Below are 12,361 nucleotides of genomic sequence, written 5' to 3' on the forward strand. Positions count from 1 at the left end.
AATATGAGAATTATAAAATCTTATTTGATAATCGGTTTTCTTGCTCTTGTAACTTCTTCGTATGCGCAGAAAGTTTTTACAGAGAAAGACATTCGTATCATTCCAAAACCAACTCAGACTCTAATAAAAACAGGTGTTTTTGAATTTAATAAAGATACAAAGTTTGTTACCGGCAATGATTTCCAAAAGGATGCGGCCAATGCTTTGGCTTCTAAATTTGCCATTGCTGCAGGATGGAAACCAGAAACAACAACAAAAGCTCCGGCAAGTAATTTTGTTCAGTTTAAAACAGATCCAAACTTAAAAAATGAAGCTTACATTTTAGATGTAAATCCAAATAGTATTGTTATTTCGGCTAAAGGGAATACAGGTTTTTTATATGGTCTGGAAAGCATCAGACAATTACTTCCTGAAGGAATCGAAAGCCAATATGCTGTAACATCTGCAAAATGGCAGATTCCGAGTTTAACCATAAATGATGAACCTCGATTTAAATGGAGAGGTTTAATGCTGGATTTATCACGTCATTTCTTCGATAAAAATTATATTCTGGCTACAATCGACCGTTTGGCAATGCACAAAATGAATGTTTTGCATTTGCATTTAGTAGACGATCAGGGCTGGAGAATCGAAATTAAAAAATATCCAAAACTTACAGAAGTCGGAGCCTGGAGAGTAGATCAGGAAAACTTATCATGGAACGCCAGACTTGCCGTAAGCGCAGATCAAAAAGGAACTTACGGAGGATTTTTTACGCAGGACGAGTTAAGAGAAATTGTAAAATATGCTGCAACAAAAGGCATCGAAGTAATTCCTGAAATAGAAATGCCGGCTCACGTAAGCAGTGCCATTGCATCCTATCCTGAACTGGCTTGTTTTGATCAGAAAATTGGAGTTCCGTCTGGTGGAGTCTGGCCTTTAACAGATATTTATTGTGCAGGAAAAGAAACTACGTTTGAGTTTTTACAAAATGTAATCGATGAAGTAATTACCATTTTCCCTTCAAAATATATTCATATTGGGGGAGATGAAGCGACTAAAACCAATTGGGCAAAATGTCCGCACTGTCAAAAAAGAATTAAAGATGAACACTTAAAAAGTGTAGACGAGTTACAAAGTTATTTTGTAAAACGTATGGAAAAATACATCAATTCTAAAGGCAAAAAAGTAATTGGCTGGGATGAAATTTTAGAAGGCGGTCTGGCTCCAGATGCAACAGTAATGAGCTGGAGAGGAACAAAAGGCGGAATTGAAGCGGCAGATCAGGGACACGATGTTATTATGACTCCTGAAACACCTTGTTATTTCAACTTTTATCAAGGTCCGCAAAACGAAGAACCTTTAGCTTTTGATGCTTATAATCCGTTAAATGAAGTTTACAAATTTGATCCCGTAGTGCCGACTATGACGCCTCAGGAAGCTGGACACGTTTTAGGCGGACAGGCGAATTTATGGGCAGAACATATTTCTGGGCCAAAAGATTCTGAGTATATGATTTTTCCAAGATTAGCCGCGTTATCAGAAACATTATGGAGTCCGAAAGAGAAGCGTAATTGGAATGATTTTACAACAAGATTGTTTTCAATGTTCAAGCGTTATGATTATCAAGGATTAAATTATGCAAAAAGTGCTTATTTGGTAACGGCTTCTTCTACTGCAGATTTAGCTAACAAACAAGTGAAAGTGGAATTAAAGAATGAATTTCCAAATCCGGATATCCGTTATGTTTTAGGAGATAAAAATATAGATCATCACGCAGTAAAATACACAAGTCCAATTGAGTTTAAAGAAACAACTGTTTTAAAAGCTTCTTTGTTTCAGGACGAAAAACCAGTTGGCAAAACATTTACAGACACGATCATTTTCCATAAAGCTGTTGCACACAAAGTTAAGTACTTAACACCTTTTAATCAGAGTTATAAAGGAGATGCTAATACGATGGTTAATACAATCAGAGGAAGTAAAAATTTCCATGACGGACAATGGCAGGCTTGGCTTGTAAACGATATGGAACTGGTTATTGATTTCGAAAAACAGGAAAGTATCGAGCAGGTAATCGTAGGAACTTTAGAAAGCCAGGGCGCTGGAGTTAATTTTCCTATAGAAGTTAAAGTACTGGTTTCTAATGACGGAATTAAATACAAGCAAGTTGGAAAAATAACACGTCCGTATGCAGTAAATGCTGTTCCTGAATTGAAAGATTTTAAAATCAATTTTCAGAAACAAAACGCACGCTTTGTTAAAGTAATTGCAGGCAACTTAAAGAAAAGCCCTAAAGGAGAAAGCTCTTGGTTGTTTGTAGATGAGATTTTGGTGAACTAATTTTTTAACACATAGAAAAATAGATTTATTTCTTGAATGAATAAAAAAGGTATAAAAAACTAGTTTCTAACACATAATTCTATGTGCGTTAATGCAAGTGAAACGCCTTTTAAAGCTATGAAAACTATGTCACTATGTGTTAAATAGAAATTTTAGAAATCCAAGAGATGAATTTTAACAAAATTGAGTAAAGCAAGGGCGCTTTGTCTCAATATGTTAAATGTTGATTTTACAATTAAAAAAAACAAAAACAAAACCTAAAATAGAATAAAAATGAAAAGAGGGATATTTATAATCGCATTATTATTTTCCGTTCAAATGTTTTCACAGGCCATTTATGAAGATGAGCGATATGTACCGGAAACAGATCCGGCAGTGTTGAAAAACTTAGACGAGTGGCAGGGCAAAAAATTTGGTCTGTTAATGCACTGGGGAACTTACAGCCAATGGGGAATTGTAGAATCTTGGTCTATCTGTCCAGAAGATTACGGATGGTGTGAACGCAAAAAAGGAAGCAATCCGTCTAATTATAATGATTACATAAAAGATTACGAAGGATTAAGAAAAACATTTAATCCTGTGAAATTTGATCCTGCAAAATGGGCAAAAGCTGCTAAATATGCCGGAATGAAATACATGGTTTTTACAACAAAACACCATGACGGATTTAATATGTATGATACTAAATATTCTGATTACAAAATCACAAGTAAAGATGTTCCTTTTCATACCAACCCTAAAGCAGATGTTTTAAAAGAAATTTTCAACTCTTTTAGAGGTGAAGGTATTTCAACAGGAGCTTATTTCTCTAAACCAGACTGGCATAACGAAAACTACTGGGATCCATACTTTCCTCCATTCGACAGAAACGTAAACTACGATCCGTCATTATATCCAGAAAAATGGCAAAAATATGTTGATTTCACTCACAACCAAATATTAGAAATCTTGACTAACTACGGTAAAGTTGATATTTTATGGTTAGATGGAGGATGGGTTAGAAAAAGAGACCAGGTTAACATCAAAGAAAACTACGACGAGAAATTTACTGAAAACGAATCTAAAAACGGTTTCATCAAACACAGAGTTGTAGATCAGGATCCTAAAATGGACGAATTGGTTGTAAAAGCGCGTCAAAAACAACCAGGTTTAATTGTGGTGGATAGAGCAGTTCACGGTAAAAACCAAAACTACTTAACTCCGGAAGGACGTGTTCCTGCAAAAACATTGCCTTATCCTTGGGAATCTTGTATTCCAGCCGGCGGGGGATGGTCTTATTCTCCAGGAGCTGAATACATGACAGGAAGACAAGGTATTCATATGTTGGTTGATATTGTGGCAAAAGGCGGAAACTTATTATTAAATATTGCGCCAAGTCCTGAAGGTGAATGGGATAAAGGAGCTTACGATTTATTACAGGCTTACGGAGACTGGATGAAAGTAAACAGCACAGCGATTTACAACACAAAACCAATCGAACCTTATAAAGAAGAAAACATTTGCTTTACACAAAATAAAACAGGAAATGTATTTGCATTTTATTTAGCTAAAGAAGGAGAAAATAAAATTCCTGCTGAAGTTACTGTAAAATCGATCAGCCCGAAAAAAGGAACAAAAATTACGATGTTAGGTTCTAAAACTTCTCTTAAATGGACAAAAGAAGGAAACGGATTTAAAGTAATTATTCCAGAAAGCTTAAGAAATAACCTTCCTGCAAAAGAAGCGTGGACTTTAAAAATCGAAGCGATCAACAGATAAAAATGAAACCTATGGTTTTAAATACAAACAAATTTAAGACAGCATGTATTTTGTACATGCTGTTTTTTAGCATCATGATTTTTGCGCAGGAACCTGCCGATTTTGTTAATCCTTTTATTGGTACTTCTAATTATGGTGCGGCTTATCCAGGTCCAATAGCCCCGCGCGGTATGGCAAGTATCAGTCCGTTTAATGTGGCTGGAGTAAAAAATACTCCAATGGAAAAAGACAGTCAATGGCTTTCGAATCCCTATGTAAATGAAAATACCTTTTTGACAGGATTTAGTCAGGTAAATTTAAGCGGTGTCGGCTGTCCAGATTTGGGTGTTATTTTATTGATGCCAACGACTGGAAATGTAGAAATCGATCATTTAAAATACGGTTCAACGTATTCTAATGAAGTTGCCAAAGCAGCTTATTACAGCGTAAACATCGACAAATACAAAGTAAAAGGCGAATTTACCGCTTCAAAACGAGTGGGAGTGAGCAGATTTACTTTCCCGAAAGGGCAGTCTAATATTTTATTAAATCTTGGATTGGGGTTAACAAATGAAGAAGGAGCAATGGTAAAAGTCGTTTCTTCGACAGAAATTGAAGGAATGCGCTCGGTTGGTTCGTTTTGTTATAACAGTCCAGAAGATGCTTATCCGGTTTATTTTGTGGCTCAATTTTCTAAACCTGCCCATAAATTTGGAGTTTGGAAAAAAACTGCAAAATACAACGGCGTTGAAGCGCAATGGATGGGTTACAACGGAAAAGCGAGAATAATGGAAAATACCATTAAAACTGTAGTAGGTGATAGTATTGGGAGTTATTTTACGTATAAATTCGACAAACAAGAAACGGTTGAAGTGAAGATTGGAATTTCGTACGTAAGTATCGAAAATGCCCGTGAAAACTTAGCAAAAGAAGTTGGTAACAGATCTTTTGATGCAATCTATAAAGAAACCTACAACGAATGGAACGAAGAATTGTCTAAAATTTTGGTTGAAGGCGGTACAAAAGATGACAATACGATTTTCTACACAGCTTTGTATCACACTTTAATTCACCCAAATACTTTAAATGATATTAACGGACAATATCCCGTAATCAAAAGAAGTAAAATTGCTAAAACCGATGACACCCGTTATACCGTATTTTCATTATGGGATACGTACCGAAATGTACATCCATTGATGTCTTTGGTTTATCCAAAACAGCAATCTGATATGGTAAAAAGTATGTTGACTATGTTTGATGAAAACGGCTGGTTACCCAAATGGGAATTGAACTCAACAGAAACTTTTACTATGGTGGGAGATCCTGCAAGTATTGTAATTACAGATACGTATTTAAAAGGAATTCATGATTTTGATGTTCAGAAAGCGTATTACGCGATGCTGAAAGGAGCGGATCAGGTTGAAAATAATCCGCTTCGTCCCGGATTGAAAGATTATATCAAAAAAGGATATTTGACAACCGACAATAAAGGCCCGGTTTCGACTACTCAGGAATACAATATTTCAGATTATTCTATTTCGCTTATGGCCAACGAATTCGGTGACAAAGACAATGTAAAACGTTTTAAAGAACGTTCATTATCCTACAGAAAATTATTCGATAAAAACTTAAATCTGCTTCGACCAAGAACTCCTGACGGAAAATGGTACGAGCCATTTGATCCTGCTTCTGGAGCTAATTTTGAAGAAAATGTTGGTTTTATCGAAGGAAATGCCTGGCAGTACGCTTTTATGGTTCCGCATGACATTAACGGATTAAAGAAATTAATGGGAGGTGATCAGGCTTTTTCGGCGCAATTGCAGAAAATATTCGACACCAAACAATTTGATATGGCAAACGAACCAGATATTGCCAATCCGTATTTATTCAATTATGTAAAAGGAGAAGAATATAAATCTCAGGAAATGGTTAAGAAATTGGTTCGCGAATATTTCAAAAATGAACCAAAAGGATTACCAGGAAATGATGATACAGGAACAATGTCGGCCTGGTTGGTGTATTCGATGATGGGAATTTATCCAATATCGCCTGGAGATCCAATTTACACCATTACCACGCCAATGTTTCATAGAGTGACGATCAAATTAGATCCAAGATATTATAAAAAAGAAAGTATCGTAATAGAAAGACAAGAAAATAATGGAGGGAAAATCAATTCGATCGAACTAAACGGAAAAACACATAACAGCTTTTTTATTTCGCACGATGATTTTGTGAATGGAACAAAGCTTAAAGTGATTCAAAATTAAAACAACACAATTATGTTACAACTAAAAATCAAAAAAACAGCCATTATTTTTGTAATGGCTGTAGGTTTTTTTAACCAAACCTATGCGCAGAAAAAATACCCGTATCAAGATCCAAAATTACCGGTAGAAGATAGGGTAAAAGACTTGTTAAGTCGTATGTCGCTTGAAGAAAAAGCACGCCAGATGGATATGTACAGAGGAGACTTTTTTAAAGACAAAGAAGATTTCGCTAAATCTAAATCGGCAGAAAAAATTGGAAAATTAGGAATTGGAGCTATCCATGACCTTTATCCGCGTTCGGCTAAAATGATTAATGATCTTCAAACAAACGTAATAAAAGGAAACCGCTGGGGAATTCCTGCGTTGATTATGTGTGAAATGCTTCACGGTTATCTAGACGAAGGAAGTACGGCTTTCCCAATGAATATTGGACTTGGAGCAACCTGGGATGTTGCTGTGATGGACAAAGTGGGTAAAGTAATTGGTATGGAAGCAAGAGCGCATGGAGTTCATTTTGGTTTTGGACCAAACCTAGATTTAGGACGTGAACCACGTTGGGGTAGAGTTGCTGAAACTTTTGGAGAAGATGCATACTTAAACAGCGAAATTGGTTTGGCTTTTATTAAAGGAATGCAGGGAGACGATTTAAAATCAGATCGTTCGATTATTGCAGAGCCGAAACACTTTGCCGTTCACGGTATTCCTCAGGCGGGAGGAAATTCTTCGCCAATTTTGGTTGGAGAACGTTCTGCAAGAGAAGACCATTTGCCATCTTTTGAAAAAGCTTTTAGAAAAGGCGGTGCATTAGGAACAATGTGTGCGTATTCTGAATTAGACGGAATTCCTTGTGCAGCAAATCATTGGTTATTGACTGATGTTTTGAGAAACGAATGGGGTTTTAAAGGTCTTGTAGTTTCAGACTTAGGTGCTATCAAATACATTCAAACAACTCATAAAGTTGCTGATTCTCCAAAAGAAAGTATTAGAGAAGCAGTTTCAGCTGGTGTTGATATGCAGTTTTATGATTTTAGTAATGAATTTTGGCAGAATACAATCATTGAATTAGTAAATGAAAAGAAACTGACAATGGAAAACATCGACCGTGCTGCGGGAGGAGTTTTACGTTTGAAATTCTTATTAGGATTATTTGAAAATCCATACACAGAAAAAAATCTGATTAAAGAGCGTTTTCATACTCCGGAAAATCAGCAGGTTGCTCTTGAAGCGGCGCAGAAATCAATGGTTTTATTGAAAAATGAGAACAACATTCTGCCTTTAAGCAAAAGTTTAAAAAATATTGCCGTTATCGGACCAAATGCAAATGCTTCAAGATTGGGAGGTTATGCTCCTAAAAACAGTGTTGGTATGACAGTTTACGAAGGAGTTAAGGAATTGGTTGGAAAAACGGCTAATGTAGTTTATGAAGAAGGCGTTCCGCTGATTGTAAAAGGACAAATTATTCCATCTAAATATTTATTTACTCCAGACGAATCTCAAAACGGATTAAAAGGAGAATATTTTAATAACAGAAACCTGGAAGGAACTCCGGCATTGACTCGTATCGACAGTCAGTTAGAGTTTGATTGGCCTTGGGCTCCCGGAGATGGCGTAAATGTGGATGATTTTTCTATCAGATGGACAGGATTCTTAAAATCAGATCAGGCTCTTGACGGCTGGTTAGGTTTAAGTTCTGATGACGGAATTAGAATGTATATCGACGACCATTTGGTAATCGACAACTGGACAAAAGGAGCGACAAGTATGGTTACGACTCCAAAAAACATCGAAAAAGGTAAAAAATACAAAGTCCGCATTGAAATGTGGGAAGGAGGCTGGGGAGCCAGAGCACATTTCCGCTGGAATTTAGAAAAAGTAAACTTACAGCCGGCAATCGAAGCGGCTAAAAAAGCAGATGTTGCGATTGTGGTTTTAGGAGAATCGAACGAGTTGGTAGAAGAAAACAGAGATGTTGCTTCTTTAGACTTATTTGGAATCCAGCAGCAATTAATTGAAGAAATTCAAAAAACAGGAACTCCAGTAGTTTGTGTATTATTAAACGGTCGTCCGCTTTCTACAAACTGGATTTCTGAAAATATTCCTGCAGTGTTGGAAGGATGGTTTCCTGGAGAGTTAGGAGGAAGAGCAGTTGCTGATGTTTTATTTGGAGATTACAATCCGGGTGGAAGACTGCCAATTACAGTTCCAAAATCAGTTGGGCAGTTACCTATATATTATAACCAAAAACCATCTGCTATTCATAAATACGTTGCAGAGAGTGAACATCCTTTATATTCATTCGGTTACGGATTAAGTTACACGAAGTTTGAATATTCTAATTTAAAACTGAATACTGCTGAAATTAAACCAAACGGAGAAGTAAAAGTTTCTGTCGATGTTAAAAATGTTGGAGACAGAGACGGAGACGAGGTTGTTCAATTGTATATTAATGATGTATATAGTTCTGTAACGACACCTGAAAAAACATTAAAAGGTTTCAAAAGATTAAATATTAAAAAAGGAGAAATTAAAAATGTTGAATTTACACTTACTTCAGATGAGCTATCTCTTTGGAACAGAGAAATGAAGCGCGTTGTAGAGCCTGGAGATTTCGAAGTTATGGTGGGCGGAAATTCGACAGATTTGCTTAAAACGAAATTTAAGGTTTTGAACTAAAAAGAGTGAAAAAGGATAATATGTTTAACGATTAAGATAATTAAAAAAGAATGCTGTTAAAAAAACGATAAATCAATTAGATTAATTCGATGTGAGGTCAGGAAATATAGAGGATTATGGCTACAATTTAAAACGTTTTCGTATCCTAAAAAGATAAATGTATGACGAACACCTTTTCAAACTTGTCATTTGTCGAAATTATATTTTGTTAACAAAATGTATTCTTAAGTTTAACATGTTATTAACTCAAAAAACAACTAAATATGATCAAGGACGTACTAAAATTACTGTTAGTGATTTGCTTATTTGGATTCCAAAGTATGCAGGCACAAACTACAGTAAAAGGAACGATAACAGATGCTCAAAGTGGAATTCCGATCCCTGGAGCGAATGTTGTTGTTAAAGGAACAAAAACAAGTACCTCATCAGATTTTGATGGGAAGTATACGATTACAGTTCCAAATCAATCAGCAGTTTTGGTTTTCTCTTATGTTGGTTCAGCTTCAAAAGAAGTAGCCGTAGGAACTCAAACTACAATTAATGCGGCTTTGGGAGCAGCAACACAACAATTGGGAGAGGTAGTTGTAACTGCTCTTGGTATTAAAAGAGAGAAAAAAGCAATTACGTACTCAGCTCAAAACATTGCAGTAGGAGAGCTTTCAGAAGCAAGATCATTAAACGTTGCCAACTCACTATCGGGTAAAGTTGCGGGTCTTAACTTCTCTACAACATCAAACGGTGTTGGTTCTTCTTCTAGAATTACATTAAGAGGTAACAGATCTCTTAATGGTAATAACCAGCCATTATATGTAGTAGATGGTGTGCCAATTAGTAATGGTACAACTACAACAAATCCTGATATTGATACAGGAGGTACAACACAGCCAGATGGTATTTCGAACATTAACCCTGAGGATATTGCTTCGATGACAGTTTTAAAAGGACCTTCTGCAGCTGCTCTTTACGGTTCTAGAGCATCAAATGGTGTAATCGTAATTACAACTAAATCTGGTAAAGCAGGAAAAACTTCAGTTTCGTTATCATCTAATTTTATGGCTTCTTCTGCTTATAATTTGATGAACTTACAAAATGAATACGGACAAGGAACAAATGGAAATTATGTTTCTAATTCAAGTTCAAGCTGGGGAGCACCGTTAGACGGACGTCAGGTTTCTGCATGGCAGTTGGTTCGTAACCCAAACTATACAGGGCCGGCGACACAAAGCTATTCTCCACAGCCAAACAACGTGATCGACTTTTACAAAACAGGTTACAACTTAGCTAACACATTAACTGTAACAGCTGGTAACGAAAAAGCACAAGGATATTTCTCTTACACGAACACACGTGCTGAAGGTATTGTGGGAGGAAATGCAATGGACAGACACAATCTTAACTTAAGATTGACTAGTAAAATCTCTGATAAATTATCATTAGATGTAAAAACGAACTACATCGTTCAGGATATTGATAATTTATTAAGAACAGGAGAAGAATCTATTGGTACATCGGCTTATTTATTACCTCGTAGTATTGCTTATAACGATTACAAAAACTTCGAATATATTGATGCTGCAGGACAAAGACAAGTAAACTATTTCCTTGACGAAACGGGAGCTCCTGGCGGAAACCCATTCTGGTCTGCTTTAAGAGATGATGCTCGTACAGACAAAAGAAACAGATTTATTGGTTTAGCGTCTCTTAAATATGAGTTTACAAAAACTTTAAGTTTACAAGGTAGAGCAGGTTTAGATCAAATGACGAACAAAAACGTAAGAAACAGATATGCTACAAATGCATTTAACAGCAACATGGGTTCATACAGCGAATCTTACGAAACTGTTAGCGAGTTAAACGTTGATGCTTTACTTTCTTACAATCAAAAATTTGGAGATTTTTCTATTGGGCTTAATGCTGGAGCAAACTCATTACAACAAAACAGCTCAGCTTTAAATTCTGGTGGTGTTTTAAGTAAAAGAAACTTCTTTGCATTATCTAATGTGCAAACAATTCAATCTACTTCAACTGCTTCAGAAAAAAGAATCAATTCAGTTTATGGATTTGGACAGATTGGTTTTAGAAACTATTTATTCTTAGACGTAACAGCTAGAAATGACTGGTCTTCTACTTTACCAAATGATTATTTCTACCCATCTTTCGGTTTGTCTGCAGTTATTTCAGATATGGCTAAATTACCAGAGGTAATAAGCTTTGCAAAAGTTAGAGCTTCTTATGCACAAGTAGGTAACGATACAGATCCTTATCAAACACAGCAAAGATTCTCATACATTGGAGGAAATGGCGGTATGTTATACGGACAAAGCACACAAGCTAATCCAAACTTAAAACCTGAGATTTCGTCTTCTACAGAGTTTGGTGCAGATGTTAGATTTTTCAATAACCGTTTAGGTTTAGATTTTACATATTTCAATACATTAACTAATAACCAGATTTTTTACATCAATACTCCAGAATCTTCTTCTTTTTCTAGAGCTATCGTAAATGGTGGAGATATTGAAAATAAAGGTATTGAGGTAACACTTACAGCAACTCCGGTTCAAACAGAAAACTTTACTTGGGATATTACAGCAAACTACGCTTCTTATAAATCAAAAGTAAAATCGATTTATGAAGGAAGAGATGAGTTAGTACTTGGTGAAGGTCGTTTAGTTAGAAGTAAAGTTGTTGTAGGAGGTGAATACGGTGATTTATACATTAAAGGTTTCCAAAGAGATCCAAACGGAAATATTATTGTAAACAGTGCCGGTATTCCATTAGCAACAAATGGTTTTGATGTTCGTGCTGGTAACTTTAATCCAGACTGGACTGGAGGTTTGAAAAATAACTTTAAATACAAAGATTTCTCTTTAAGTTTCCTTGTTGATTTTAGAATTGGTGGAGAAGTTATTTCATATACTCAGGCAAGACAAGCTGGTTTAGGGGTAAGTGATATTACACTTGCAGGAAGACAAGGCGGAATTGTTGTTGATGGTGTTGTTGCTGCAGGAAACGGTACATATACTCCAAATACTACAAGTATTACAGCTGAGCAATACTGGACAGCTATCGGACAAAGAACTCCTGTTGCAGAGCCATTTATTTATGATGCAACAAACATCAGATTAAGAGAGCTTGTTTTTGGTTATTCATTACCAAAACGTTTATTAGGTGATTCAGGATTCTCAAGTATTGATTTTTCTTTAGTAGGCAGAAACTTATTCTTCTTCGTAAATAAAGCTAAATATTTTGATCCAGAAGCAGGTGCAGGAACTGGAAACTTGCAAGGTATAGAATCTTTCAACATTCCTTCAACGAGAGATTATGGAGTTAATGTGAAATTTGGATTTTAATTAAAA

At 35.9% G+C, this 12,361-nt stretch carries 5 protein-coding genes; all 5 read left to right on the plus strand.

Features of this window, described 5'->3' with window-relative positions; genetic code table 11:
- Window positions 1-3 precede the first annotated feature (3 nt).
- Window positions 4-2,322, plus strand: coding sequence for a glycoside hydrolase family 20 protein (locus PQ462_RS05335; protein ID WP_274252627.1), 2,319 nt, complete (start codon window positions 4-6; stop codon window positions 2,320-2,322).
- A 273-nt stretch (window positions 2,323-2,595) separates the two neighbouring features.
- Window positions 2,596-4,080: an alpha-L-fucosidase gene (locus PQ462_RS05340; protein WP_274252628.1), complete on the plus strand. Its 1,485-nt coding sequence runs from the start codon at window positions 2,596-2,598 to the stop codon at window positions 4,078-4,080.
- Between the two features lie 11 nt (window positions 4,081-4,091).
- Window positions 4,092-6,332: a GH92 family glycosyl hydrolase gene (locus tag PQ462_RS05345; protein WP_443135211.1), complete on the plus strand. Its 2,241-nt coding sequence runs from the start codon at window positions 4,092-4,094 to the stop codon at window positions 6,330-6,332.
- A gap of 12 nt (window positions 6,333-6,344) precedes the next feature.
- Window positions 6,345-9,005: a glycoside hydrolase family 3 protein gene (locus tag PQ462_RS05350; protein WP_274252630.1), complete on the plus strand. Its 2,661-nt coding sequence runs from the start codon at window positions 6,345-6,347 to the stop codon at window positions 9,003-9,005.
- 263 nt (window positions 9,006-9,268) lie between these two features.
- Window positions 9,269-12,355 carry a SusC/RagA family TonB-linked outer membrane protein gene (locus PQ462_RS05355; RefSeq protein WP_274252631.1) on the plus strand — a complete coding sequence of 1,029 codons (3,087 nt, stop codon included), beginning with the start codon at window positions 9,269-9,271 and terminating at the stop codon, window positions 12,353-12,355.
- Window positions 12,356-12,361 lie beyond the last annotated feature (6 nt).

The sequence above is a fragment of the Flavobacterium sp. KACC 22758 genome (genome assembly GCF_028736135.1).
GTDB lineage: Bacteria > Bacteroidota > Bacteroidia > Flavobacteriales > Flavobacteriaceae > Flavobacterium > Flavobacterium johnsoniae.

What these genes read in the sequence shown, in the direction of transcription:
- PQ462_RS05355 (WP_274252631.1), top strand. Translation starts at nt 9,269, where the DNA reads ATGATCAAGGACGTACTAAAATTACTGTTAGTGATTTGCTTATTTGGA.
- PQ462_RS05345 (WP_443135211.1), top strand. Translation starts at nt 4,092, where the DNA reads ATGGTTTTAAATACAAACAAATTTAAGACAGCATGTATTTTGTACATG.
- PQ462_RS05335 (WP_274252627.1), top strand. Translation starts at nt 4, where the DNA reads ATGAGAATTATAAAATCTTATTTGATAATCGGTTTTCTTGCTCTTGTA.
- PQ462_RS05350 (WP_274252630.1), top strand. Translation starts at nt 6,345, where the DNA reads ATGTTACAACTAAAAATCAAAAAAACAGCCATTATTTTTGTAATGGCT.
- PQ462_RS05340 (WP_274252628.1), top strand. Translation starts at nt 2,596, where the DNA reads ATGAAAAGAGGGATATTTATAATCGCATTATTATTTTCCGTTCAAATG.